The organism is Pseudomonas sp. NPDC088368 (genome assembly GCF_044753445.1).
In the GTDB taxonomy this organism is placed as follows: Bacteria; Pseudomonadota; Gammaproteobacteria; order Pseudomonadales; family Pseudomonadaceae; genus Aquipseudomonas; species Aquipseudomonas bambusae.
Genome location: NZ_JBIVNG010000014.1, coordinates 140,866 through 164,564, shown reverse-complemented (window position 1 = coordinate 164,564; position 23,699 = coordinate 140,866). Strand labels below are relative to the sequence as shown.

The window sequence follows — 23,699 nt, the reverse complement described above, 5'->3', positions numbered from 1 at the left end:
GTCAGGCAGGCACGCCCAGAATGACGTGGGACGCCTTGATGATCGCGGTCGCGCTCACGCCAGTGGCCAGGCCCAGTTCCGTCACGGCTTCGCGGGTGACGATGGCGAACACCTCGGTGCCGCCAGCCAGGGTGACGACCACTTCGGCATTGACCGCACCGTCGCTGACGCGGGTCACGGTGCCTTTCAGGGTGTTGCGTGCCGAGAGACGAAATCCGCTGTCGTCGGTCATCAGCATGACCCACGGCGCCTTGATCAGCGCCACCGCTTCCTTGCCCACCGCCAGGCCCAGGCTCTTGACGCTTTGCAGGGTCACGACGGCAACAAGGTCTTCCCCGCCCGGCAAGGTCAGGGCCACTTCGGCGTTGACCGCGCCTTCCTGAATCGCCTTCACGGTGCCTTTGAATACGTTGCGCGCGCTGACTTTTATATGCGAAATCTCGATGGTTGAGGACGGTGTGTGAGGACTTTGAACCGACGCACATCATCCACGTTGCGCACGTGCTGTTTCAACCACTTTACGGGCGCTTCGTTCAAACGCGCATGACAATCACCGATGGCGATGGAACGTCGACACCGAACGCACCCAACTGATCAGCCGCAAGGTGGCGGGGTTGTCGTGCTCCTCATGATCGGAGGCCAGCTCACCCGCCAGGGACGCCAATGATTGCGGCAACAGCCAGGACACTTCCTGCTCGCTGGCATGGCACAGATTGGGGTCGTCTTCTTTCTCGAACGCAGGCCATTCACTCATTTCGGCACCTCCCGTCACAGCATGTCGTTGACACATGGATGTTCACAGATCAAGCAGCTTAGAGATCAAGCACCAGCGGCCCTGAAGCCGGGATTGCACAGCAGATCAGCACCTCGCCCTCCGCCGGCATTTCCGCAGGCGGAACGGGGTAATGCACCTGGCCCTTGACGAGCCGGGTCTTGCAGGTGCCGCACGAACCGCTGCGGCAGCTGTATTCGGGTTCCAGGCCTCGGCTTTCGGCCAGCTCCAGCAAGGTACCGCCGTCGGGCTGCCAGCGCGCCTCCTTGGCGGACCGCTCGAACACCACCGGCACCGACGTGGTGGCGGCAGGCGGCTGCTGCAGCACCACCGCCTGTGGGTCGTGCGTGCGTTTGAGGGTCGAGGGGCCGAAGGTTTCCGCGTGAATCCGCTCGTCACGGATGTGCATCGCCCTCAGTTCGTCATACAGGCCCTGGGTGAAACTGGCCGGTCCGCAGACATAAAAATCGAAGTCATCGAACGGCAACAGCGTCTTGAGCAGATTCAGGTCAATGCGACCTGCAAGGTGAAAGTCTTTGCGGGGGCGGGCCGTGCGCTCGGGCTGGCTCAGCAGGCGAACGACCGTTAGTTCTTCTCCGGCGTTGGCTATCAGTGTGTCCAATTCCTCGCGAAAAGCCAGATCCACCAGACGACGTGCACTTTGAATGAACCAGACCGGGCGTGAACGACGCTTGCGTTTGTTCTGATACAACACCTCCCGCAGCATCGACAGCATGGGCGTGACCCCGATCCCTGCGCCCAACAGCACCAGCGGGCGCGTCTCCAGCGGCTCGACGAAGAAGCCGCCCTGAGGCGCCCGGGCGTCGATCACATCGCCCACCTTGAGCTGGTCGTGCAAATGCCCGGAGACCAGACCATCGCGTTTGACGCTGATGCGGAAAAAGTCATCGGACGGTGCGCTCGACAAGCTGTACGTGCGAATGACCGGCTTCGCCTGCCCCGGCAACGACAGGCGCAGTGGCAAGTGCTGGCCTGCCTTGTAGACCGGCAGCCCCCCGCCACCGACGGCCTCGAAGTAAAACGAGCGAATGCCCTCGCTTTCGTCATGAACGCGCGCCACCCGCAAGGGCCGCCATTGATCGCGCAACGTTTCCGCCTGCAACCGGGCCGCCGCTTGATCCCAGTCACCCGTCATCAGGCTGTTGGGAGAAAATCCTTCGAAGCCCCAACGGGAACGCAGGGCCGCTGGCCGACGAAGCACCTGATGAACCTTGACCTGCCACAGCCGCTCGGCGCCCTGGAACGCTGCGATTTCAGGGCCTTCGAGGATGACGGTGGCGTGCCCGGCGACGTGCAGCACATCGCCGGTCGCAAAGTCGATAAACAACAGACCGGCCTTGGGATTCACGAGCAAATTGCCCAAGGTGTTGAAAAACAGGTTGCCGGCAAAATCCGGGATCGTGAGGAGATCGCCTTCGACTCGGACAAATCCGGCGCGCCCGCCACGGTGGGACACGTCGACGAATCGACGCTCAGGATCGCCTTCAAGGTCGACGTAGCTGGCGACAAAAAAGGTGTCGGCGCCGCGAATGGCGGTCACCGCCGCTTCGTCCAGCGCGTTCAGGCGTTCAACCGGCGGCCGCAGGGCTGTGGACGGGCGTTTGCCGCTTTGCAGCGGGCGCAATTGAATGTACTGCGGGCAGTTGCCGAACGACTGGTCGACGGCGAGGGAAAAGCCACGCTCAGTCCGCGCTTCGATATGCCCATTGAGGCGATTGCGTCGACGCGTGTGAAGGTCGATTCCCAACAGCCCGAGCGCCGCACCGGGTTCGAAGGCGCTGGCGACCGGATCGTCAGCGTCCGGGGCCCAGCCGATGGCCAAGCGTTTGGGATCGGGCGACGTGATGAAGCCCTCGTGCGCATCCATCATGCTCGCCCAGGGCCAGCCTTCGCCGTCCACTGCACCGACGATCAGATACGGAATGTGCTCGTAGAATTCGCGGTGCTGATCCGGCATGAAGTCGCGGACCACTCTGCGGCCCACGGCATCCATTCGCTCGACGACGCCCGCATGGGTTTGCACGTGCAGCTCACCGGCGTGCCAAGGCGAGTTTTTTTCCAGCGTGACAGTATTCATGGCGCAGGCTCCCAGGGATGAGGACGCTACGATTCCAGTACCACCACCAACGGGTGTGAAGCGATATCGCTTCACACCCCGGTGCGTTAAAAGAGGTCTTTACCGCCTCACACCACCAGACCCGCTTTGGTCGTCGGCATCGGCACGAAACCTTTCAGGCTTTCGATGCGAGCCAGCCAGTTGCGAATATTAGGATACGCCTCCAGTGAGACATTGCCTTCCGGCGCGTGGGCGATGTAACTGTAGGCGCTCACATCAGCGATGGTGGCGTGATCGGTGACCAGAAACTCACGGCCGGTCAGCTGCTTTTCGATGACCTGCAGCACGGCGTGGGCACGGGTAATGGTGTCCTTGGGGTCAAAATCCGCACCGAATACCGTGATCAGACGAGCGCGCGCAGGGCCCGACGCGATCTGGCCGGACGCGACCGACAACCAGCGCTGCACCTGGGCAGCGGCGTCGGCGTCGGCAGGCAGCCACTGGCCGGTGGTGTCGTACTTCTTGGCCAGGTACACCAGGATAGCCGTGGAATCGGCGATGACCGTGTCACCGTCTTCAAGCACCGGCACCTGACCGAAGGCGTTGATGGCCAGGTATTCAGGGGTTTTGTGGGCGCCATTGGCCAGGTCGACGAACTGGATCTGCGGCTCCAGGCCCAACAACGACAGCATCAGCTGTGCGCGGTGAGAGTGGCCGGACAACGGAAAGTGGTGAAGAGTGATGGCAGTCATTGGAAGGCTCCTGGCGGATCGTGGGTTGAGGTCTGCACGGCGGGACGTCTGCGTAGGCATTCATCGCGCTGATGGGATGAATGATGAATCACGCCGTCGATGTGCAGAATCACCAGCGAAAGCAATCCAGCGTTTCAGGAACTGAAATAGTGCCTGTTCGTGTTAAGCGCTCAGGGCGGAGTGAGTGCGCAGTCGTTCGACCGCAAAGTCGATAAAGCTGCGGACCCGCGCCGAGGCCCGCAGGCCTTCTCGGTAGATCAGATGCACCGGCAGCGGCGCGACCTCGAACGTCTGGAGCACCGCTCGCAAACGTCCTTCTTCGAGGTGCTCATGAACTTCGTGGCTCAGGCAGGACACCAGACCGGCGCTTTGCAGGGCGGCATCAATGGCCGCGACCTGACTGGTGCAGCGCAACACCGGTTTCGAGATCAGATGACGCACACCGCCCTCGGGCTCAAAGCGCCACGGCTGCGTCCAACTGTCCGCGCTGCAGACGATCAGCCTGTGGTCCGTCAACGCGACCGGCTCCCGTGGTTCTCCGTGGGCCAGCAGGTACGCGGGGCTTGCGCAGATCAGTTGCCGAACACGCCCCACCCGGCGCGCCACCATGTGAGCGTCTGGCAGCTCACCGATCAGGACCGCCACGTCCACGCCGTCCTCGTGCAGATCGGGAAAAGCGTTCTGATAGGCGATGGACATCTGAATGCCGGGCCAGGCGTCGAGGTATTCAAGGACCACCGGCATCATCATCCGGTCGCCGAACAGCACGGGCGTCGCCAGGGTCAGCAGCCCTCTGGGCTCGACGTGCAGGCCGTTGGCGGAAGCATCGGCCTCGTCGGTGGCGCGCAGCAGGCGCACACACTCCTCGGCGAAAAGGCGTCCGGTTTCGGTAAGCCTCACCCCTCGCGTGCTGCGCTCCAGCAGTTGCGTACCCAGACGTTGTTCGAGTGCCCACAACGCGCGGCTGACCGTGGCCTCGGACACGTTCAGCAGACGCGAAGCCGCGGCCAGCCCCGACGACTGCGCCACGGCCGCAAAGACGGTCATCTGCCGATGGCGTTCCATTACGTGCGGCTCTTCCCGGCGGCGCGGATCGCCGGGTCTTGCCTCATGCGCTCGACGCAGAAATCGACGAAAGTGCGCACCTTGGCCGAAACCTTGCGTTCAGCCTGATAGCAGACATGCACGGGCACGGGAGGCTGTTCGAAGTCTTCCAGGATCAGCACCAGTTCACCCGATGCCACGCGGCTCGCCACTTGATAGGACAACGCCCGGGTGATGCCCCAACCCAGCGCGGCGGCGGTGAGTGCAGGCTGATTTCCGGAAACGCTCAGGCGTGATTGCACATCCACCTGAAACGGTTTACCCGCTTCGACGAACGTCCAGTGGCGGGTCAACACGCTGGCAGCCGAAACGATCAGACGGTGGTCTTTCAGCTCCAGAGGGTGCTGTGGATACCCCTGCGTCGTCAGGTAGTCAGGCGACGCACATAGGACTGTGCGCACTTCCCCTACCGGAATGCCGTGCTGGCTGTCATCCATCAGGTGGCCGATGCGCACCGCGACATCGATGCCCTCCTCGGCCATGCGTGTGATGCGGTCCAGCAACAGCGCATTGACGCTGACGCCGGGGTGCTCTCGAAGGTATTCCACCACCAGCGGCATCACGAACAGTTCGCCGAACAGCATTGACGCGGTGACCGTGAGTTGCCCGACCGGCGCGGCAATGCTGCCACCGGCGGAATCTTCAGCCTCCTCCAGTTCGCTCAGGATACGACGGCAATCACTGAAATAACGCTGCCCCGCCTCGCTCAAGTGCACGCTGCGGGTGGTGCGGGACAACAGCACCGTGCCGATGCGCTTCTCCAGCGCCGCGATGGCCCGGGTCACGCTCGGTGCAGACACCTCCAACCGCCGAGCGGCCGCTGCGAAGCTGCGCTCTTCACACACGGCAATGAATATGTGCATTTCCTGAAATCTGTCCATGGGAGGGCTCGGCGTTACTGCAGGGTTTGGAAAGGAGGCGATAGTAGCGTTTTGGCTTGATCTGCACACAATGCCTCGTAACAGAGAGACTCTGGCACAGCCGACACATTTCAATCGACCGGCCTATTTTTCGCGAATGAATTCGCTCCTACAGGGGGCCAGCGCCCGGGCGTAACTTATGCAGCGACCTCGTACGCCTGTGGGAGCGAATTCATTCGCGAAGGCGGCGTGACAAGCGGCAGAAATGCATCGCTTGTACGGCTCTTTCGCAAATGAATTCGCTCCCACAAGGGGTCTTCTACCCCAATAGAGGGTTTGGCCTTCAGCAATTGCGCCGAGCGATTAGACACATCCCGTAATATTCGCTTGACGAACAGCCCCTCGATAAGCGTTCATATTGGCGAACGGTCATACTCCAATTCACCCTTTTTTGTCTCTCGGGGATTTCTCATGGTTTCGTCGGTTCTGGCGGCGTCGCTTTCGCGTCGGCGCATTCATTACAGCTGGGTCGTCCTGGCGGTGACCTTTCTGACCATGCTGGTGATGGCGGGCGCGGTGGGGGCGCCGGGGGTGTTTATCCGGCCGCTGGAAGCCGAATTCGGTTGGGACACGGCGGAGATTTCCTCGGCACTGGCTGTTCGCTTTGCGCTGTTCGGCCTGGTCGGCCCGTTCGCAGCAGCCTTCATGAACCATTTCGGCGTGCGCCGCGTGGTGCTGACCGCCCTGACCCTGGTCGCCAGCGGCATGGTGTTGTCGCTGTTCATGACCCAGTTCTGGCAGTTGGTCGTGCTCTGGGGATTGGTAGTGGGCTTCGGCACTGGCCTGACAGCCATGGTGCTGGGGGCGACCGTCGCCACACGCTGGTTTTCCCAGCGTCGCGGTGTGGCGATGGGGCTGCTGTCCGCCAGTTCCGCGACCGGGCAACTGGTGTTCATGCCAATGCTCGCCAACGTGACCGAGCACTTCGGCTGGCGCACGGCGCTGACCTGCATTTGCGTGGCCATCGTCGTCGCCGGGGTCGCGGTCATCGCACTCATGCGCAACCACCCCGCCGACCTGCAAATGCCGTCCTACGGCGAGACTGAAATCCTGCCCGCCCCGGCCAGCACGCAAACTTTCTCCCAGCTTTTGATCACGCCCTTGCACGTGCTGCGCGACGTGTCCAAAACCTGGACGTTCTGGGTGCTGTTCATGACGTTTTTCATCTGCGGCGCCAGCACCAACGGCCTGATCCAGACCCACTTCATCAGCATGTGCGGCGATTACGGCCTGATCGCGACGACGGCGGCCAGCATGCTGGCGGTGATGGGGATTTTCGATTTCATCGGGACGATCGGTTCAGGCTGGTTGTCGGACCGCTATGACAACCGCTGGCTGTTGTTCTGCTATTACGGCTTTCGGGGGATCGCGCTGATCATCCTGCCGTTCTCGGATTTCACGGTCTACGGCCTGTCGTTCTTCGCCCTCATCTATGGGCTGGACTGGATCGCCACCGTACCGCCAACGGTGAAGCTGACGGTACAACGGTTCGGCCCGGCCCGCGCCAACATCGTCTTTGGCTGGATCTTCGCGGGCCACCAACTGGGCGCGGCCTTCGCCGCCTTCGGGGCCGGCTGGACACGCACGCACTTCGCCAGTTACTTGCCGGCCTTCTTTATCTCCGGCCTGCTCTGTGTGATCGGTGCGTTAATCGCGTTGTCCATCGTGCCGGCCCTGAAGTCGGCAGCCCCCGCTCAGAGCAGTTGACGCGCCGTCAGCCAGACACCGTAACCGACCGCCATCAACCCCCACGCCAACAGCGGGTGGAACACCACCCGCCAGGCCAGCGCCCGAGGGTCGAAACCGACCCCGTGGACGAAGCCCCCGGCCACGCCCCACATGACCAGCATCAGCAGGCTGTGGGAATAGTGGCCGTTGGCGTCGAGCATCGACGCGGGGTGCACCAACAGCACCAGGCTCATCGGCACCGCCATCAGCAGGGACAGCGCCCTGCCGAGGCTGTGCTTGAAGGGTGCGTTCAGCGCCTCAGCGGTCACGACCGTTCTCCAGCGCGTTGGCGTCGGATGACTCCAGCCACAACGCGTTGATGATGCCGAAGCTGCAAGCCAGCAATACGCCAAGTATCCAGGCGAAATACCACATGTTGTTCTCCTCGATTCGGTTCCGGGCTCAATACAAGCCGTGGGGGTTTTGGTCGATGTGCGCGGTGGTGACCTTGCCCCACATCTTGGCGTAGCACCACAGCGTGTAGCAGAGGATGATCGGCACGAAAATGGCCGCCGCGATGGTCATGATGATTAGGGTTTTCTGGCTTGACACGGCGTCCCACACGGTCAGGCTCGACGCGGGATCAAGGCTCGACGGCATCACGAACGGGAACATCGCAAAGCCCGCCGTGCACAGCGCGCCGACGATGGCCAGGCTGCTGCCGAGAAACGCCATCCTGCCCTGCCCTGCGCTGGCACACAGCAAGGCCAGCAGTCCGCCGAAGATGCCCAGCAGCGGCGCGATCACGGTCAACGGGTGAGCGTGGTAGTTGGCCATCCAGCCGTGGTTGCTGGCTTCGACATTCTTGGCCAGCGGGTTCAGCGCAGCGCCTGCGTCGAACGCCGAGGTGATCTCCAGCCCCTGAATCCCGCCCAGCAGCAACCAGACTCCTGCGCCGGTGAACGACAGCAGGAACACCAGCGCCAGCAGCTGTGCGGCGTGACGGGAGCGACGGGCAATCGCGCCTTCGGTGCGCATCATCAACCAGCTGCCGCCGTGCAGGCCGAGCATGCTCAGGCTGACGACACCGGCCAGCAAGCCGAACGGGCTGAGCAGTTGCCAGAAATTGCCGTGGTAGCTGGAACGCAGGGTGTCATCGAACTGGAACGGCACGCCCAGCAGCAGGTTGCCGAAGGCCACGCCGAACACCAGCGACGGCACCAGGCCGCCAACGAACAGGCCCCAGTCCCAGCTTTGCCGCCAGCGGGTGTTGTCCAGCTTGCTGCGGTAGTCGAAACCGACCGGGCGCACGAACAGCGCGAACAGCACCAGCAACAGCGCCCAATACAGCCCGGAAAACGCGGCCGAGTAGACCAGCGGCCAGGCGGCGAACAGCGCGCCACCGGCGGTGATCAGCCAGACCTGATTGCCGTCCCAGTGCGGGGCGATGGTGTTGATCACCACCCGCCGTTCGTTGTCGGTGCGGCCGACAAAGGGCATCAGCATCGCGGCGCCCAGGTCGAAGCCGTCGGTCAGGGCGAAGCCGATCAGCAGCACGCCGACCAGCACCCACCAGATGAGTTTGAGTGTCTCGTAATCGAACATCGTGTGTTCCTCAGGCCAGCGTCGGTTGTGGGGCGGCGGGCACGTCGCTCTCGCGGCGCTCGAAGTGGTAGCGACCGGTGTGCAGGCTGCTTGGGCCCAGGCGGGCGAACTTGATCATCAGGTACATCTCGATGATCAGCAGGACGGTGTAGAAGCCCACCAGCGCCAGGATCGAGCCGATGACATCGCCGCTGGACAGGGTCGATGCCGACAGGTGAACCGGCAGCACTTCACCGATGGACCAGGGCTGACGACCGTGCTCGGCCACCCACCAGCCGGTCTGCGTGGCAATCCACGGCAGCGGCAGGCTGAACAGCGCCCATTTCAGCAACCAGCGCTTGCTGGATTCGTTCTTGCGCGCCGAGGCGTAGAAGGCACAGGCGAAAAGCGCCAGCATCAGCACACCGCTCAGGACCATGATGCGGAAGGTCCAGAAAATCGACGCGACGTGCGGGATGGAATCCAGTGCGGCCTGCTTGATCTGCTGCTCGTTGGCGTCCACCACCTTGTCGGTGTATTTCTTCAACAGCAGCCCGTAGCCCAGGTCCTTCTTCACATCGTTGAACGCGTCGAGGGTCTGCTCGCTTTTGTCACCGGCGCGCAGTTTGCCCAGCAGGTCGTAGGCGACCATGCCGTTGCGGATGCGGCCTTGGTGCTCGGTGACCAAATCCTTGATGCCGGTGACCTGCTTGTCCACCGAACGGGTGGCAATGATGCCCATCACGTAGGGAATCTTGACCGCGTAATCGGTGCGTTGGGTTTCCTGATTGGGCAGCCCGAACAGGGTGAACGCCGCCGGTGCAGGCTCGGTTTCCCATTCGGCTTCGATGGCGGCCAGCTTGGTTTTCTGCACGTCGCCGATTTCGTAGCCGGATTCGTCACCCAGCACGATCACCGACAGGATCGAGGCCATGCCGAACGCCGAAGCGATGGCGAAGGAACGGCGAGCGAAGCCGATGTCGCGGCCCTTGAGCAGGTACCAGCTGGAAATCGCCAGGACGAAGATCGAACCGGTCACGTAACCGGACGCCACGGTGTGCACGAACTTGACCTGCGCGACCGGGTTGAACAGCAGGTCGGCGAAGCTCGTCAGCTCCATGCGCATGGTGGTGAAGTTGAATTCGGCGCCGACCGGGTTCTGCATCCAGCCGTTGGCGATCAGAATCCACAGCGCCGACATATTCGAACCGATCGCCACCAGCCAGGTGACGGTCAAGTGCTGCACGCGGGTCAGGCGGTCCCAGCCGAAGAAGAACAGGCCGATGAAGGTCGATTCCAGGAAGAACGCCATCAAGCCTTCGATGGCCAGCGGGGCGCCGAAGATGTCACCGACGTAGTGGCTGTAATAGGCCCAGTTGGTGCCGAACTGGAACTCCATGGTCAGGCCGGTGGTGACACCGAGGGCGAAGTTGATGCCGAACAGCTTGCCCCAGAACTTGGTCATGTCCTTGTAGACCTGCTTGCCGGTCATGACGTACACCGACTCCATGATGGCCAGCAGGAACGTCATGCCCAGCGTGAGCGGCACGAAGATAAAGTGATACAGCGCGGTCATCGCGAACTGCAGCCGAGAGAGGTCGACGACTGATTCCGAAATCATTTTGGGTTCTTCTCATCAGATACGGGAGGGGCGCCCAATACATGCAGGCCAGCTTGCACCCCGTCATCCTTGACTTCGACCGGCGCGTCGAACCAGACGCTACGGATGCCCATCAACAGGACGAGCTTGATCAACAGGATCAGTCCTATTTCTTTCGCCAAGGGGTGTTTGAGGAAATCGAAGGGACCGGGCATGTTGAAGACTCGTCGGGGTGCGTCGTAATTTTCCTACGGCACCTTCCGAGACCATTGATCCACGTCAAAAAACGCCGGGTAACAGGGTGTGACACAACGCCACAGTGGGGTTTATCGCGTTTAATCGCAGAACTCGCTGCCCCTGGCGCATTGACGGTCTGCGCCGCCGACAGGCCGGACGGCCACCGCCGGAGAAGTAAATGATAAACGGCAGATAACCGCCTCAAGTGCCGGATTTTTCAGCCGATATCTAGGGCATAAGAGGCAGTCAGGTCATGTTCCCCCGCTCCGTCTGGAGACCGGATAACAGCCACTGCTGCCATCGACGAGGTCGCAGGCCATGACTCCCCTAACGCTCAAGATGAAGACACGCAACGTGGTGTACGGCGCGGTTTTGCTGTGCCTGAGCGTTCTCGGGGCGAGCGCCGAACCGATCCGGATCGTCACCGAAGAGTTGCCGCCCTATAACATGACCCGGGACGGCCAGTTGACCGGCATGAGCACTGAGGTGGTGCGCGCGGTCCTCAAGGAAGTGAACGTCGACGCCACCATCCAGTCGATGCCGTGGGCCCGGGCCTATGATCTGGCGCTGCACGACCCCAACGTGCTGATCTATTCCATCACCCGCACCGTCGAACGCGAGCCGCTGTTCAAATGGGTCGGCACCATCGCCGCGTCGCGCTGGTTCATTTACTCCTCCTCGACCCACCCCATCTCGCTGTTGGACCTGGACGACGCCCGCGACTGGCAGACCGCAACGGTCAACGAGGACGTCGGCGAGCAATACCTGATGAGCAGGCGCTTCAAGGTCGGCCGCCAGCTGCAATCGAGCAACCGCTACGAACTCAACTATCAAAAGCTACGGACCGGGCATGTGGACCTGTGGATCTCCGACGAGCTGAACGCCAATTACATTGCCCATCAGGCGGGAGACAACCCGGCGCAGACTCTGGTGCAATCCTTGCGTGTGCCCGAGCTGGAAGAAGCAGGCGGGTTCAGCATGGCTTTCAGCCGAGGGACCCCGGATGCTACTGTTCGGCTGTTTGAGAAAGGGCTGAGGACTGTCCGTGAGAACGGAACCTACGATGCCATAGCACGTAAATGGAATTGAGCATGCTGGCTGAGTCCGAGTCCAAGATCCCTGAAAACGCCGCCGCGCCCCCGCGAGCCGGCTCGTTGGCGCGCAGGCTGGTGTTGGCGACGCTGGCGTTCTGCATTCTGTTCACCGTGGCCACCGTTACCGTCAGGACCTGCTTCGCCTGGAACACCAACCTCTCCAATATGAACGCCGAACTCGGTCTGATCGACCAAGTGTTCCAGGGCACATTGTCCAAAGCGGTCTGGGAAATGGACAACGAGGCCTTGCAAACGCAAATCGACAGCGTGGCCCTTGCGGCGCCAGTGGGCCGCGTCGAGCTGCGCATTCTGCGCCCCGGCCGGCCACCGGAAGTGCTGGAGCGTCAGCATCCGGGCCATGGCACTTCATCACTCGCCCCCGCGCTGCACCGTCAACTGACAGTCGTCCCCTACCCCGGCGCCAATGAAGTGGTCGGCGAACTGACCATCGAGGGCGACGAAAGCCTGCTGTGGAAACGGCTGTGGAAGGAAGTCGCGGTCATCATGCTGACCCAGATCATTCAGTCGCTGGCCCTGGCCGGGCTGATCATGGGCATGTTCAACCGTTCGGTGACCCTGCATGTGCGCCGTATCGCCGAGCACTTGGAACAACTGACGCCGCAGAACCTGAAACACCATCTGGCGCTCGGGCGCGGCAGCAAGGCCAGCGACGAGCTGGACTTGCTGGAAGCCGGGGTCAACGACCTGCAAGACAAACTGGCCAATCACCTCGAACGCCAGACCCGCGACGAACTGGCCCTCGCCGCCAGCCGCGATCAGTTGGCCGAGTTGGTGGAGCAACGCACCGCCCAGCTCAAGGCTGCCAATACCCGGCTGGAGGCCATGACCCGCTTCGACCCTCTCACAGGCCTTGCCAACCGTCGTCACTTCGACGAAGTGAAAGAGCTGGAATTCAACCGCGCCTTGCGCCATCGGCAAGCCTTCTCTGTGCTGATGTGCGACATCGATTATTTCAAGCTCTACAACGACAACTACGGCCACGCCAATGGCGATCAATGCCTGCGCGATGTGGCGTTGACCATGAGTGCGCTGTTTTCGCGCTCCGGCGAATTGGTGGCACGCCTGGGTGGCGAAGAGTTCGCGGTGCTGCTGCCCGGACAAAGCCGCGAACAGGCCCTGTGCTCCGCCGAACGTTTGCAGGCGCTGCTCGCCGACCAGAAGCTGCCGCACAAAGGCTCGGGGGTGTCGCCGTACGTGACGATGAGCATCGGCATCGCCGAACTCGACCCCGCCAACATGGACCGTTTCGATCAGTTGCTGCAAAGCGCCGACAAAGCCTTGTACCGCGCCAAAAGTCAGGGCCGCAACCGGTGTGAGATCTGACCCGATCAGGGAGAATGCGACATGCGCCGTACCCGCTATTCGATCAAACAGCGCTTGGGCGTGTTATCGGCCACCGTCCTGGTGCTGGTGGGCCTGAGCGCCCAGGCCGAGACGATGCACGTTGTCACCGAGGATTCCTCCTACAGCTGGCTCCAGGACGGCAAAGTCGCGGGCCCGGCCAGCGAGCTCGTCGAAAAGACCCTCGTCAATGCAGGACTCAACGATTACCAGATGGCCCTGTATCCGTGGGCGCGGGCGTACGACATGGCGCGGCTGGAACCGAACGTGGTGATTTACCCCATGATCCGCAACGCCGAGCGCGAGACGCAGTTTCACTGGGTGGGCGAGCTCGAACCGGTGATTCAGGTGTTCTTCAAACTGCGTGAGCGAAAAGACGTCGCCGTCGGTACGCTGCAAGACGCGAAGAAATTCACCATTGGCGTCGTCCGTGACGACGCCCGCCAGCAATACCTGGAAAGCCAGCATTTCAGCAGAATGGTGGTCTCCGCCAACAACCTCGACAACCTGCGCAAGCTGCTCAGCGGCCAGGTTGCACTGGTGCCCATGCCCGAGCGAGAAGCCCGCGACCAGTGCCGCGACCTGAACGTCTCCTTCGACCTGCTGGAAAACGTGTACACCATCGACGACCTTTCCCAGAGCCTCTACGTCGCCCTCAGCCTGAAAACCCCGCCTGACACGGTCCAGCGCGTGACCCAGGCCTTCGCTCAGTTGAAAGCAGACGGGAGCGTGGCGAAGGCGCTGGCACCGTAAAGGGGCCGTCACGTTTTGGCGCCCCCTGTCGCCACGCCGTTCTCATTTATCCCTGCCGCTGCGGCACCACCGCCTGCAGCAGTTTGCCGAAATGATCGGCCGTGAACGCCACCGGCTCCGAGTCCTTGACCCCTACGGTTTTCTTCAACAGCCAGTCACGACGCAGCGGGTCAAGTTGCAGGCTGTATTTTTCTTGCCCGTGCAGGCTCACACCCGCCAACGACACGCTGACCTGGCCCTTGGCACCCATGGCGTCCGGCACGAACGCCACCTCATGATTGCCCAGAAAAAAGCTCATGCGCCGGGTCATGAACGGTGAGTTTTCGTCCGGATAACCCTTGCCCTGAGCCAGGTGAGGTTCGTACTCGAAACGCGTCTGTTCAGCGTCGATCAAGGGCTTCAGCCAAGTGCCGACCTGCGCGTATAGCGCTTCGATGCTGGCATTCCATTGCGCCAGATCGTCCTGAAAACGTTGCTGTTTCTGTTCTTCGTAGCGTTGATTGGCCGCCAGCAGATCGCTGAGGCGTTGAATCTCGTCCATAACGGCGATTCCCGGTTCACGCACCCGAGTATTCGGATACGTGAAGGGAGGGTGGCACAGCCACGGCAGGGTGTCGCGTCAGATCGTCAAACGATCAGGATTTAGGCGGGATGACTTCCAGTTGCGACAGGCGATGGCCCTTGACCAGCGCAGCGTCGATGTCGGTCTTGGCGGTTTCGGCAGCGGCCTGGGAATCGAACGGGCCGATCATCACCACTTCCTTACCTTCGACCTTGACCACGTACGACGGGTAATGGTGCTCGACCAGCCAGTAGGCCATGTCGCTCAAGGCCTCTTTCAAATGAACGCGAATGGTCCACTGCGATGAGGCCGGGGTCGGTGCTTCCGCGACCGAATCGGCGGTCGATACTTTGGTCGTCGGTGCCGGTTTGCCGCCATCACAGCCAGCGAGCATCACTACCGCCACCATCATTGCCATCTTGCGCACGTCTGTCGCTCCTCGGTTGAAGTGGCGAGAGTCTATCACCGTGGACCTGACCGAGAAGCAGGGTGAAGGATCGATGAGTGGGGTGCGGGCACTGTGAATCAACGTTGGCGCGCCGAGGCTGCGACGTTCCGACGCGGGTCAAACAGGATAACGATCGCAGGCGTCGCAAAAAGATGGAACCGCTCCTGGAAGCCTTCGCCTAATGAACAGCTTGGGGAGGTTTCCACAAGCCCTGTGCCAATCCGGGCACATTCCGAGAGGTGGTTAACGTGGCTAAAGATGACAAGAAAAGCAAAGGCGAAGCGACGAAAGCCAGCAAGGACCTGAAAGATAAAAAAGCGACGCCGGCGAAAAAATCGGCCGCGGCTTCAGCGCTGTCCAAAGCTTCCGAAAAGAAAGACAAGAAGAAAGACGCTGAGCCGAAAAAATCGGCCAAGAAGGCTGACAGCAAGCCCGAAAAGGCCAAGAAGTCAGAGAAAGCCGACAAGCCTGCGAAAAAGAAAAAGTGACACCGGTCATTCGCTAGGGCTTCACGCCCTAGCTTCTCCGGCTGTAGATCGTCCCTGCGCACACTCCGCCTGCGATCAAGCACAGCGAAGGTTTTGATCAGGCGCCCTCGCCCAACTCGCGCATGACTGAGTACAGCGCGGACTTCGCTTCAAAGCCCACACCCGGAATGTCCGGCAAGCCGACGTAGCTGTTCTCGACCCGAATGCCGTCGGCAAAGCCCCCGAACGGCTGGAACACATCCGGGTAGGACTCGTTGCCGCCCAGATGCAGGCCAGCGGCGATGTTCAGCGACATCTGATGCCCACCGTGGGGCACGACGCGGCGAGAGGACCAGCCCAGCTCTTTCATTACGTCCAGCGTGCGCAGGTATTCCACGAGGCCGTAGGACAACGCGCAGTCGAATTGCAGGAAATCACGATCCGGACGCATGCCACCATGACGCAGCAGGTTGCGGGCGTCTTGGTGGGAGAACAGGTTTTCGCCCGTCGCCATCGGCAGCTCGTAGTGGTTGGCCAGCTCGGCTTGCAGCGCGTAGTCCAGCGGATCGCCCACTTCTTCGTACCAGAACAGGTTGTAGGGCTTGATCGCTTCGGCGTAGGCAATACCCGTTTTCAGGTCGAAACGGCCGTTGGCGTCCACTGCCAGGCGCTGGCCGTCGCCTACCACTTCCAGCACGGCTTCGATGCGGCGCAGGTCTTCTGCCAGCGGCACGGCGCCAATCTTCATTTTCACCACGCCATAGCCGCGATCCAGATAGCTCTGCATCTCTGCCTTGAGCTTGGTCTGGTCCTTGCCGGGGTAGTAATAGCCCCCCGCCGCATACACCCACACCTTGTCGTCCGCCACGCCATCGCGATACCGGTCGGCCAGCAGGCGATACAAGGGTTTGCCCTCGATCTTCGCGACAGCGTCCCACACCGCCATGTCAATCGTTCCCACCGCCACGGAACGCTCGCCGTGGCCGCCCGGTTTTTCGTTGGTCATCAGGGTTTTCCAGATGGCGAACGGGTCGAGGTTGTTATGTTCCTGATCGATCAGCGATTCCGGGTCGGCTTCCAGCACGCGGGCCAGGAAACGGTCGCGCATCAGGGCACCCTGTCCGTAACGGCCGTTGGAGTTGAAGCCGTAACCAATCACCGGCTTGCCATCGCGAATGACGTCGGTGATCACCGCGACCACCGAACAGGTCATTTTGGAAAAATCGATGTAGGCATTGGCAATCGGCGAAGCAATGGAAACCGTCTTTTCGCGAATATCGACGATACGCATGAAGTCACTCCTATTGTTTTCAGTGAGAGGTGCAGCGCGTGTTGGCCTCACTCTAGGGCTGGACCTTTCGCGACGGCCAATGCTAAAAACGCGGCACTCAATGCGCGGACGGCATCACGATGGAACTGGTTTGGCTGGAAGACTTCAATGCGCTGGCCCAAAGCGGCAATTTCTCCCGCGCTGCCGAATTGCGCCACGTCACTCAACCCGCCTTCAGCCGCAGGATTCGGGCGTTGGAGACGTGGGTCGGGGTCGATCTGTTCGAACGCACCACCCAAGGCGCGACCCTGACCGACGCGGGCCAGCACATGCTCGCCAACGCGCAAGAGATGACCCGGCGCGTGTACCAGATGCGCCAGGAGGCGCGGGAAGTCGCCGGAAAGCAGGCACGTTCGCTGCACTTCGCCGCCACCCACTCGCTCTCGTTCACGTTCTTTCCCGGCTGGGTCAGAGCGGCAGAACGTACCAGCCCTATCGAGGCCATTCGCCTGCATTCGGACAACATGCGGGTGTGTGAGCAGATGTTGTTGGGCGGCGAAGTGCAGTTTTTGCTGTGCCACCAGCACCCAGAGGTCCCGCCGCTGTTTCCGGCCGAGTCCTTTTATTCCAAAGTGGTGGGCAGCGATGTCCTGATTCCCCTCGGTGCGGGAGCTCTCGGACACTCTGCTGAGCCCGCGTCGGGCGGCCCGCAGCCATTGTTGGGGTACACCGCCGAGTCCGGGCTGGGCCGAATCGTGTCCGCACGGTTGCGCAAAGAGCCCCAGCCACCCCACTTGCAGACCGTGTTCAGCTCTCACCTGGCGGCAGTTTTGCTGTCGATGGCGCTGGAGGGGAAGGGTTTCGCGTGGTTGCCCAGGACCCTCGCCGAGCCGGAAATGACCAACGGGAAATTGTGCCGGGCGCTGGACGAACACTGGGACATCCCGGTGGAAATCCGCCTGTTCAGACCGAGCATGGCGTTGAGCGATTTCGCCGAGGATTTCTGGGCGAAGCTCTAGCCTGTGATCGCTCCGCTCACCCGCGGACCTGAATAGCCGTGGCGCGAACTCACTTCAGCCAGCGCGAAGGCGACGTATCGCGCTACAATCGGCGGGCTTCAGACGACACACGTCGTAACACCTCGCCCCCCCGTGCACCGGCGAACGTGCTTTGATTCAGTTGTTTTTCCACGCCGCCCGACCGCATCGAACGCCATGCTGGCATTGTGGTCAATGACTCACATGCCCCGCTAGATACCGAATTAACGTGAATACGCCCATTTCTCCAACGACGGCGCCGATGATCAGCAGCCCGCCCCCGCAGCCCGATCCCGCGCAATGGATCATCTGCGAACACTGCGATTCGCTTTACCACGCCCAGCCGTTGAGCAAAGGGGAATCCGCGTATTGCTTGCGCTGTGCGGCGGTTCTCAACCGTGGGCACCGCATGACCATCGAACAGATGCTGGCGCTGAGCGTTGCGGCGGGGATCATGTTCATCTTCGCTAATGTGTTTCCGGTCATCAGTATCAGCATGAAGGGCCTGTACAACCAGGTGACCCTCTGGGGTTCGGTCGAGGCGCTGGCTCAGGGGCAGATCACCTTGATCGCGATGGTGGCCGGGCTGGCGATCATTCTCGCCCCCGCCCTGCAAATCGCACTGCTGTTCTGGGTACTGGTGCACGCGCGACGCAACGAAATCGCCCCCGGCTTCAAGACCTGCATGCGCACGCTGGAACACTTGCGCCCCTGGAGCATGCTGGAAGTCTGTCTGCTGGGCATTCTGGTGGCGATCATCAAGCTCGGCGGGATGCTTGACGTTCATCCCGGTGTGGGCCTTTGGGCCATGGCCATGCTCATGGTGCTGATCGTCCTGATCGCGGGTAAAGACATCCGCAGGCTGTGGGACGACTTGGGGGTGGAGCCCGAATGAACGGCATCCCCTACGCCCGCGAACGCCAGGTCACGCTCTGCCATGTCTGCTCTTACGTCTGCCCGGAAGACGCCGAGGTCTGCCCCCGCTGCGATTCGGCGGTGCACCGGCGCAAACCCAACAGCCTGACGCGCACCTGGGCCTTTCTCATCGCGGGGCTGATTTTTTACATCCCGGCCAATACGCTGCCCGTGATGTTCACGACGCTGCTGGGCAGTGCCAGTGAAAACACCATCATGAGCGGTGTCATCGAGTTCGCCGAGGGCGGCTCCTGGGACATCGCGATTCTGATTTTCATCGCCAGCGTGCTGGTGCCGTGCATCAAGTTTCTGGTGCTGGGCATGCTGTTGATCACCTGCCAGCGCCGCAGCCAATGGGCCATGCGTGAGCGTTCCCGGCTTTACCGTTTCATCGAGCTGATCGGCTACTGGTCGATGCTCGACGTGCTGGTGGTCGCCCTGGTGGCGGCACTGGTCCAGTTTCGCGGGCTCAGCACCATCGAGCCGCGACTGGGCATCCTGTTCTTTGGTTTGGTGGTGGTGATGACGATGCTGGCCGCCATGAGTTTCGATCCCCGGTTGATCTGGGACGCAGAGGTTGAAGATGTCTGATAACGCCCTCCCCCCGTCGGCCCCGGAGCCTGCACGACCGCAGGTCAAGGCCCGCAAAGCCCGTATTTCGCTGGTCTGGCTGGTGCCGATCGTCGCCGGTGTCATTGGCTTGTCGATGGTCATTCACGACTTTCTCAACGTCGGGCCGAAGGTCGTGGTCAGTTTCCTGACCGCCGAAGGCCTGGAAGCCAAGAAAACCCAGGTCAAGTACAAGAACGTGGTGATCGGCACGGTGACCGACATCGCCTTGAGCGACGATCGCACGCACATTCTGGCGACCATCGAACTCAATCAGTCGGCCACCCCGTTCACGCGCGCCGACTCGCAATACTGGGTCGTACGCCCACGCATCGGGGCACATGGCGTGTCTGGCGTGGACACCCTGCTGTCCGGGGCTTTCATCGGCGCCGACGCGGGCAGTTCGGACAAAACCGAGAAGAATTTCATCGGCCTTGAAAACCCGCCACCGGTCACCTTCGGCGAGAAAGGCAAGCGCTTCATTCTGCACACCGACGACCTCGGCTCACTCGACATCGGCTCGCCGATCTACTTCCGGCGTATTCAAGTGGGCCAGGTGGTGGCTTATGAGCTGGCGAAAGACGGCAAGGGCGTGGACATCGAAATCTTCGTCAGCTCACCCAACGATCAGTACGTGCTCACGGATTCGCGCTTCTGGAACGCCAGCGGGGTGGACGTCAGCCTGGGCGCGGCGGGTTTGAAAGTGTCGACGCAATCGCTCACCTCGATCATCTCCGGCGGCATCGCCTTCCGCGAACCGAAGTACAGCCCGGACGCCAAGCCCGCCAACGCCAACGCCGAATTCAAATTGTTCGAGGACCAGACCACTGCACTTGCGCCTCCCGACGGCGAACCGAAATACATCCGCATGCGCTTCAATCAGTCGCTCAGAGGCTTGGTGGTCAACGCCCCGGTGGACTTTCTTGGCGTGAACATCGGGCGGGTGGTGTCGGTGGATCTGGACTATGACCCGGCGACGGGAACGTTCCCCGGCGTCGTCGGCGCCGTCATTTACCCGCAGCGGCTCGGCGCGGCCAATGACAAACTCAAGGAGCAAGCCGGTGGTGGCGACGAAGAAGAACAGACGTCACGGATTCTGGGACGCTTCGTCGAACGCGGGCTGAGGGCGCAAGTGCGCACCGGCAACCTGCTGACCGGCCAACTGTACGTGGCCATGGATTTTGATCCCAAAGCCCCAAGAATTGCCTACGACCCTAAAGCGCGACCGCTGGAAATCCCGACCGTGGGCGGCAGCTTCGACAAATTGCAGGAGCAACTTCAGGCCTTCGTCGACAAGCTGGGCAAGATCCCCATCGACGATCTGGCGAAAAACCTCAATGGCAGCCTGATCGAACTGCAAAAGACCATGAAAACCGTCAACGGTCAGGTCCTGCCGCAAATGACCGGCACTTTGCAACAGGCGCAGAAAACCCTCGGCAATGCCAACGACACGCTGTCGGACGACTCGCCTGCGCGGCAGCAATTGGGTCAGGCGCTGGATGAAGTGCAGCGCACCGCCCGCTCGGTTCGGGTGCTGACCGACTTCCTCAGTCGCCACCCCGAATCGCTGATTCGTGGCCGCTCTGGCGATGCCGCACCCGGTTCATACAAAGGTTCGTCCTCTTCCCGTGAAATTGCTCCGGAGCCTGCCCAATGACTGTGCGTACTCACCTGTTGGCTGTCGTCTGCGCGCTGAGCCTTGCCGCCTGTTCGTCGACGCCGACGCATTACTACACCCTGATCGCCCCCGCTGCTCAGGGCTCGGCGGGTGTCACACCAGCCCCTTTTCAGTTCGAGATGCAACCGGTGCTGATGGCCGTTCAGGTGGATCAGCCGCCGCTCGTCGTTCGTCAGGGCAACGGCAGCCTGGCCATTCTGGAAAACGAGCGTTGGGGAGCGCCGTTGGGAGATGAATTTCACGACGCGCTGACCGGGGAGCTGGAACGCCGCTTCGGTTCCCGCGATCTGGCCGGCTTGCCCAAACAGAGCGACCAGCCGGTTCTGACGGTCCGAACGGACGTGCGTCGCTTCGAGTCGGTGCTGGATCAATACGCCTTGATCGATGTCGTCTGGAACTTGAGCCTGCGTGCCGACGGCAGCAAACGCCAGACCCTCACCTGCAGCAGCGTGATTCGCCAGCCTGCCGGGACGGGTATGGAAAATCTGGTCATTGCCCATCAAAAAGCCGTGTCCAGCCTGGCCAATGCAATCGCCAAAACCGCAAATGAATGGGCTCGAAACACGGCAGCCCGCTGCCCTTCCTGATTAGACATTCTATTAAAACGGCTTTCTGTCCGGGAGGCCGCTGGCGTCGCAGCGGCCCTAACTTTCACTCGTAACTTATACAGAAAAGCCATCACGTACAGCTATCAACAACAATAGATCATACGTACGTTTCATAAAATATCTTTAACAACCGATTGGATCCCTTTCCACTTCAATCGGATGTTCTGTATTGTCATCACATCATTCATAAACTCTCTACGAAACTTCGATAATAATGATCGAGCTCTTCGATTAATCATTCATTCAACTTCACTTGTGTTATGCGTACACCCGCTCGCTGCCGGGCCGACGAAGGCCACCTGCGGATGGACGCTGGAGGTTCATATGACAGGGATTGGTCCGCGACTTCGGCAAGAGCGCACCCGACTTAAACTTTCGCAAAGCGCTTTGGGGGCGATTGGAGGCGTTGAAACCAACGCTCAAGGTAATTATGAAAGCGGCGCACGGTCGCCAAAGGCCGATTATTTATTGCGTATTTCAGGTGCCGGTATTGATATCAATTATGTACTGACAGGTTCACGCCTTCTTGAACTTGATAGCACCAAGCCATCTCCGTTTATGCCTGATCATGCACCTAACGAACATCTGGAAAAAGTGACCGAACAATTACACCGCAATCTTCACGGGCTCATCGACGCGTTGTATCAGATGGCTTTATTGGTGGAAGTGCGCTCCAGTGGCACTCAGGACAATGCCGTCAAACAAGAACTGGAAGTCATCCGCACCGAGGCGCAAGAGTTGGCACAAGCGTCTGTCAGGCTGATTTTCGTCACCTCAAAACTGACGTGAGCCCTTGACCGCTCCGGTGTACACCGCCGCACTTCGTAGCGCATGATTCACCGATTCGACGACGCCCCATGGACATCGCTGTGACCCATACCGCCCCTGATCTGACCGGCTTGACCGCCAGCGCCGCTGCTCGGTTATTACAACGCCGCGAGTTGACCGCGCTCGCTTTACTGGACGCTTGCATTGAGAGGATCGAAGCGCGAGAGCCCGAACTCCAGGCCTGGCGCCACTATGATGCTGACGGCGCCCGAGCGCTGGCACGGCAGTTGGACGGTGGCCCGATCCGTGGCCCTTTGCATGGGCTGCCATTGGGCGTTAAGGATCTGTTCGACACCCGTGATTTCCCGTCCGCCTACGGTTCTCCGATTTATCAGGCGCATCGACCCGCCCACGATGCGGCGGCTGTTGCGCTGTGCCGCGACGCGGGCGCCATCGTGCTGGGCAAAACGGTGACCACCGAGTTTGCAACCTTCACCCCGGGCCCCACCGGCAACCCCCACAACCCGGCGCACACACCGGGCGGCTCGTCCAGCGGATCGGCCGCGGCGGTTGGCGCACACATGGTGCCCCTTGCGCTGGGCACCCAAACGGCCGCTTCAGTGATCCGCCCAGCCGCCTATTGCGGCATCGTCGGTTTCAAACCGAGCTTCGGATTGATCCCCCGGGCCGGCATCAAGAGTCTCAGCGAGTCGCTCGACACTGTGGGCGGCTTCGGTCGTTGTGTCGAAGACGTGGCACTGCTTACGTCAGTCATGGCGAACGCCCCGCAATGGCGACAGTTGCCGACTGATCGTAAACCGCGCATCGGGGTGTGCCGCACGGCGTTCTGGGATAGGGCCAGCCCGGCGGCGCAAGCGGCGTTCAACGATGCGGTTCAGCGGCTGACGGCTCGAGGCGCTCACGTGGTGGACGTGACGTTGAGCGATGTGGTTGCGACGCTGGCCGACGTGCACGACGAAGTAATGTCCGCCGAGGCGTTCAAGGCACTGACCGATGAGCGACTGAATCATCCGGACCTGTTAAGCGAACGGCTGCAGGCCATGCTGGAACGTGGCGGACAGATCAGTTTCGAACAAAGCCTTCAGCACCGGGCACACGTGGCCTCGGCCCGGCACCAGGTGGGGCGCGGCTTCGCGGACTACGACGTGCTGTTGACGCCCAGTGCCTGTGGCGAAGCGGAGTTGGGACTGGAGCGAACGGGCGATCCGCTGTTCTCACGCATCTGGAGCCTGCTGGGCTTGCCGAGCCTGAACCTGCCTGTCGGTTTCGGGCCTCAAGAGTTGCCGTTGGGCATTCAGGTGATCGGACCGGTGATGAGCGACACGGCAACGTTGGGGTTTGCCCACTGGATCGAGCGCAGCCTGGCAGATTGAGTGGAATTCCTGAGTCTGAA

At 61.4% G+C, this 23,699-nt stretch carries 26 protein-coding genes; 12 read left to right on the top strand and 14 right to left on the bottom strand.

Features of this window, described 5'->3' with window-relative positions; all coding sequences use genetic code 11:
* Position 1: 1 nt before the first annotated feature.
* The 6 genes from ACIQAL_RS27420 to ACIQAL_RS27395 all read right to left on the bottom strand — a co-directional run bounded on the left by ACIQAL_RS27420 (position 2) and on the right by ACIQAL_RS27395 (position 5,586).
* Positions 2-430, bottom strand: coding sequence for a molybdopterin-binding protein (locus ACIQAL_RS27420; protein WP_401151043.1), 429 nt, complete (start codon positions 428-430; stop codon positions 2-4).
* Between the two features lie 120 nt (positions 431-550).
* Entirely contained in the window at positions 551-754 is a 204-nt protein-coding gene (locus ACIQAL_RS27415; RefSeq protein WP_401150929.1) for a hypothetical protein, read from the bottom strand.
* A gap of 58 nt (positions 755-812) precedes the next feature.
* Entirely contained in the window at positions 813-2,870 is a 2,058-nt protein-coding gene (locus ACIQAL_RS27410) for a pyridoxamine 5'-phosphate oxidase family protein (protein ID WP_401150927.1), read from the bottom strand.
* A gap of 107 nt (positions 2,871-2,977) precedes the next feature.
* The gene (locus ACIQAL_RS27405; RefSeq protein ID WP_401150923.1) at positions 2,978-3,601 is read right to left on the bottom strand and encodes a glutathione S-transferase; all 624 of its coding nucleotides are present in this window, start codon (positions 3,599-3,601) and stop codon (positions 2,978-2,980) included.
* Positions 3,602-3,763: 162 nt separating this feature from the next.
* Positions 3,764-4,666, bottom strand: coding sequence for a LysR family transcriptional regulator (locus ACIQAL_RS27400; RefSeq protein ID WP_401150920.1), 903 nt, complete (start codon positions 4,664-4,666; stop codon positions 3,764-3,766).
* Complete coding sequence (locus tag ACIQAL_RS27395; RefSeq protein WP_401150917.1) at positions 4,666-5,586, bottom strand: LysR family transcriptional regulator; 921 nt, start codon at positions 5,584-5,586, stop codon at positions 4,666-4,668. Before ACIQAL_RS27395 ends, ACIQAL_RS27400 begins: the two co-directional genes overlap by 1 nt.
* A 450-nt stretch (positions 5,587-6,036) precedes the next feature.
* On the opposite strand from ACIQAL_RS27395, the gene ACIQAL_RS27390 reads away from it, so the two are divergent.
* Entirely contained in the window at positions 6,037-7,332 is a 1,296-nt protein-coding gene (locus ACIQAL_RS27390; RefSeq protein WP_401150914.1) for an MFS transporter, read from the top strand.
* Here ACIQAL_RS27390 and ACIQAL_RS27385 read toward each other — a convergent pair.
* The 5 genes from ACIQAL_RS27385 to cydP are packed head-to-tail and all read right to left on the bottom strand — an operon-like array spanning position 7,320 to position 10,692.
* Positions 7,320-7,622, bottom strand: coding sequence for a cyd operon YbgE family protein (locus ACIQAL_RS27385; RefSeq protein WP_341958657.1), 303 nt, complete (start codon positions 7,620-7,622; stop codon positions 7,320-7,322). The two genes, ACIQAL_RS27390 and ACIQAL_RS27385, sit on opposite strands and share 13 nt — an antisense overlap.
* On the bottom strand, positions 7,612-7,728 hold the full coding sequence (gene cydX, locus ACIQAL_RS27380; RefSeq protein WP_166597348.1) for a cytochrome bd-I oxidase subunit CydX: 117 nt from the start codon (positions 7,726-7,728) through the stop codon (positions 7,612-7,614). The genes ACIQAL_RS27385 and cydX overlap by 11 nt, the downstream gene beginning before the upstream one ends.
* Positions 7,729-7,755: 27 nt before the next feature.
* Entirely contained in the window at positions 7,756-8,898 is a 1,143-nt protein-coding gene (gene cydB, locus ACIQAL_RS27375) for a cytochrome d ubiquinol oxidase subunit II (protein WP_401150911.1), read from the bottom strand.
* Positions 8,899-8,908: 10 nt separating this feature from the next.
* The gene (locus tag ACIQAL_RS27370) at positions 8,909-10,498 is read right to left on the bottom strand and encodes a cytochrome ubiquinol oxidase subunit I (protein WP_401150908.1); all 1,590 of its coding nucleotides are present in this window, start codon (positions 10,496-10,498) and stop codon (positions 8,909-8,911) included.
* Positions 10,495-10,692: a cytochrome oxidase putative small subunit CydP gene (gene cydP, locus ACIQAL_RS27365; RefSeq protein ID WP_166597345.1), complete on the bottom strand. Its 198-nt coding sequence runs from the start codon at positions 10,690-10,692 to the stop codon at positions 10,495-10,497. The genes ACIQAL_RS27370 and cydP overlap by 4 nt, the downstream gene beginning before the upstream one ends.
* Positions 10,693-11,032: 340 nt before the next feature.
* Between cydP and ACIQAL_RS27360 the strand changes: the two genes are divergently transcribed.
* The 3 genes from ACIQAL_RS27360 to ACIQAL_RS27350 are packed head-to-tail and all read left to right on the top strand — an operon-like array spanning position 11,033 to position 13,923.
* Complete coding sequence (locus tag ACIQAL_RS27360) at positions 11,033-11,803, top strand: substrate-binding periplasmic protein (protein WP_401150905.1); 771 nt, start codon at positions 11,033-11,035, stop codon at positions 11,801-11,803.
* Between the two features lie 2 nt (positions 11,804-11,805).
* A complete protein-coding gene (locus ACIQAL_RS27355) occupies positions 11,806-13,152 on the top strand; it encodes a diguanylate cyclase (protein WP_166597343.1) in 1,347 nt (448 codons plus the stop codon).
* 21 nt (positions 13,153-13,173) lie between these two features.
* Positions 13,174-13,923, top strand: coding sequence for a substrate-binding periplasmic protein (locus ACIQAL_RS27350; RefSeq protein WP_401150903.1), 750 nt, complete (start codon positions 13,174-13,176; stop codon positions 13,921-13,923).
* A gap of 46 nt (positions 13,924-13,969) precedes the next feature.
* On the opposite strand, the gene ACIQAL_RS27345 is transcribed toward ACIQAL_RS27350, so the two are convergent.
* Both ACIQAL_RS27345 and ACIQAL_RS27340 read right to left on the bottom strand, forming a co-directional pair.
* Entirely contained in the window at positions 13,970-14,464 is a 495-nt protein-coding gene (locus tag ACIQAL_RS27345) for a hypothetical protein (RefSeq protein ID WP_401150900.1), read from the bottom strand.
* 94 nt (positions 14,465-14,558) lie between these two features.
* Positions 14,559-14,912: a hypothetical protein gene (locus ACIQAL_RS27340; RefSeq protein ID WP_401150897.1), complete on the bottom strand. Its 354-nt coding sequence runs from the start codon at positions 14,910-14,912 to the stop codon at positions 14,559-14,561.
* A 260-nt stretch (positions 14,913-15,172) separates the two neighbouring features.
* Here ACIQAL_RS27340 and ACIQAL_RS27335 point away from each other — a divergent pair, with 260 nt between their 5' ends.
* Positions 15,173-15,421 carry a hypothetical protein gene (locus tag ACIQAL_RS27335; protein WP_166597339.1) on the top strand — a complete coding sequence of 83 codons (249 nt, stop codon included), beginning with the start codon at positions 15,173-15,175 and terminating at the stop codon, positions 15,419-15,421.
* A 97-nt stretch (positions 15,422-15,518) separates the two neighbouring features.
* Here the strand turns inward: ACIQAL_RS27335 and ACIQAL_RS27330 are convergent, their stop codons facing one another.
* A complete protein-coding gene (locus ACIQAL_RS27330) occupies positions 15,519-16,691 on the bottom strand; it encodes a mandelate racemase/muconate lactonizing enzyme family protein (RefSeq protein ID WP_401150893.1) in 1,173 nt (390 codons plus the stop codon).
* A 119-nt stretch (positions 16,692-16,810) separates the two neighbouring features.
* Between ACIQAL_RS27330 and ACIQAL_RS27325 the strand changes: the two genes are divergently transcribed.
* The 7 genes from ACIQAL_RS27325 to ACIQAL_RS27295 all read left to right on the top strand — a co-directional run bounded on the left by ACIQAL_RS27325 (position 16,811) and on the right by ACIQAL_RS27295 (position 23,679).
* Positions 16,811-17,689 carry a LysR family transcriptional regulator gene (locus ACIQAL_RS27325; RefSeq protein ID WP_401150891.1) on the top strand — a complete coding sequence of 293 codons (879 nt, stop codon included), beginning with the start codon at positions 16,811-16,813 and terminating at the stop codon, positions 17,687-17,689.
* A gap of 280 nt (positions 17,690-17,969) precedes the next feature.
* On the top strand, positions 17,970-18,602 hold the full coding sequence (locus tag ACIQAL_RS27320; protein ID WP_401151041.1) for a paraquat-inducible protein A: 633 nt from the start codon (positions 17,970-17,972) through the stop codon (positions 18,600-18,602).
* Positions 18,599-19,213 (top strand): paraquat-inducible protein A, encoded by a 615-nt coding sequence (locus ACIQAL_RS27315; RefSeq protein WP_166597336.1) that lies wholly within the window; start codon positions 18,599-18,601, stop codon positions 19,211-19,213. The genes ACIQAL_RS27320 and ACIQAL_RS27315 overlap by 4 nt, the downstream gene beginning before the upstream one ends.
* Positions 19,206-20,888, top strand: coding sequence for an intermembrane transport protein PqiB (locus ACIQAL_RS27310; protein WP_166597335.1), 1,683 nt, complete (start codon positions 19,206-19,208; stop codon positions 20,886-20,888). The genes ACIQAL_RS27315 and ACIQAL_RS27310 overlap by 8 nt, the downstream gene beginning before the upstream one ends.
* Positions 20,885-21,496: a membrane integrity-associated transporter subunit PqiC gene (locus tag ACIQAL_RS27305; RefSeq protein WP_401150888.1), complete on the top strand. Its 612-nt coding sequence runs from the start codon at positions 20,885-20,887 to the stop codon at positions 21,494-21,496. The genes ACIQAL_RS27310 and ACIQAL_RS27305 overlap by 4 nt, the downstream gene beginning before the upstream one ends.
* Before the next feature lie 345 nt (positions 21,497-21,841).
* Positions 21,842-22,306 (top strand): helix-turn-helix domain-containing protein, encoded by a 465-nt coding sequence (locus tag ACIQAL_RS27300; protein WP_401150886.1) that lies wholly within the window; start codon positions 21,842-21,844, stop codon positions 22,304-22,306.
* Positions 22,307-22,374: 68 nt separating this feature from the next.
* Positions 22,375-23,679 carry an amidase gene (locus ACIQAL_RS27295; RefSeq protein ID WP_401150884.1) on the top strand — a complete coding sequence of 435 codons (1,305 nt, stop codon included), beginning with the start codon at positions 22,375-22,377 and terminating at the stop codon, positions 23,677-23,679.
* Positions 23,680-23,699: the final 20 nt, after the last annotated feature.

What these genes read in the sequence shown, in the direction of transcription:
- ACIQAL_RS27415 (WP_401150929.1), bottom strand. Translation starts at nt 754, where the DNA reads ATGAGTGAATGGCCTGCGTTCGAGAAAGAAGACGACCCCAATCTGTGC.
- ACIQAL_RS27410 (WP_401150927.1), bottom strand. Translation starts at nt 2,870, where the DNA reads ATGAATACTGTCACGCTGGAAAAAAACTCGCCTTGGCACGCCGGTGAG.
- ACIQAL_RS27405 (WP_401150923.1), bottom strand. Translation starts at nt 3,601, where the DNA reads ATGACTGCCATCACTCTTCACCACTTTCCGTTGTCCGGCCACTCTCAC.
- ACIQAL_RS27400 (WP_401150920.1), bottom strand. Translation starts at nt 4,666, where the DNA reads ATGGAACGCCATCGGCAGATGACCGTCTTTGCGGCCGTGGCGCAGTCG.
- ACIQAL_RS27395 (WP_401150917.1), bottom strand. Translation starts at nt 5,586, where the DNA reads ATGGACAGATTTCAGGAAATGCACATATTCATTGCCGTGTGTGAAGAG.
- ACIQAL_RS27390 (WP_401150914.1), top strand. Translation starts at nt 6,037, where the DNA reads ATGGTTTCGTCGGTTCTGGCGGCGTCGCTTTCGCGTCGGCGCATTCAT.
- cydX (WP_166597348.1), bottom strand. Translation starts at nt 7,728, where the DNA reads ATGTGGTATTTCGCCTGGATACTTGGCGTATTGCTGGCTTGCAGCTTC.
- cydB (WP_401150911.1), bottom strand. Translation starts at nt 8,898, where the DNA reads ATGTTCGATTACGAGACACTCAAACTCATCTGGTGGGTGCTGGTCGGC.
- ACIQAL_RS27370 (WP_401150908.1), bottom strand. Translation starts at nt 10,498, where the DNA reads ATGATTTCGGAATCAGTCGTCGACCTCTCTCGGCTGCAGTTCGCGATG.
- cydP (WP_166597345.1), bottom strand. Translation starts at nt 10,692, where the DNA reads ATGCCCGGTCCCTTCGATTTCCTCAAACACCCCTTGGCGAAAGAAATA.
- ACIQAL_RS27360 (WP_401150905.1), top strand. Translation starts at nt 11,033, where the DNA reads ATGACTCCCCTAACGCTCAAGATGAAGACACGCAACGTGGTGTACGGC.
- ACIQAL_RS27355 (WP_166597343.1), top strand. Translation starts at nt 11,806, where the DNA reads ATGCTGGCTGAGTCCGAGTCCAAGATCCCTGAAAACGCCGCCGCGCCC.
- ACIQAL_RS27350 (WP_401150903.1), top strand. Translation starts at nt 13,174, where the DNA reads ATGCGCCGTACCCGCTATTCGATCAAACAGCGCTTGGGCGTGTTATCG.
- ACIQAL_RS27345 (WP_401150900.1), bottom strand. Translation starts at nt 14,464, where the DNA reads ATGGACGAGATTCAACGCCTCAGCGATCTGCTGGCGGCCAATCAACGC.
- ACIQAL_RS27330 (WP_401150893.1), bottom strand. Translation starts at nt 16,691, where the DNA reads ATGCGTATCGTCGATATTCGCGAAAAGACGGTTTCCATTGCTTCGCCG.
- ACIQAL_RS27325 (WP_401150891.1), top strand. Translation starts at nt 16,811, where the DNA reads ATGGAACTGGTTTGGCTGGAAGACTTCAATGCGCTGGCCCAAAGCGGC.
- ACIQAL_RS27320 (WP_401151041.1), top strand. Translation starts at nt 17,970, where the DNA reads ATGATCAGCAGCCCGCCCCCGCAGCCCGATCCCGCGCAATGGATCATC.
- ACIQAL_RS27315 (WP_166597336.1), top strand. Translation starts at nt 18,599, where the DNA reads ATGAACGGCATCCCCTACGCCCGCGAACGCCAGGTCACGCTCTGCCAT.
- ACIQAL_RS27310 (WP_166597335.1), top strand. Translation starts at nt 19,206, where the DNA reads ATGTCTGATAACGCCCTCCCCCCGTCGGCCCCGGAGCCTGCACGACCG.
- ACIQAL_RS27305 (WP_401150888.1), top strand. Translation starts at nt 20,885, where the DNA reads ATGACTGTGCGTACTCACCTGTTGGCTGTCGTCTGCGCGCTGAGCCTT.
- ACIQAL_RS27300 (WP_401150886.1), top strand. Translation starts at nt 21,842, where the DNA reads ATGACAGGGATTGGTCCGCGACTTCGGCAAGAGCGCACCCGACTTAAA.
- ACIQAL_RS27295 (WP_401150884.1), top strand. Translation starts at nt 22,375, where the DNA reads ATGGACATCGCTGTGACCCATACCGCCCCTGATCTGACCGGCTTGACC.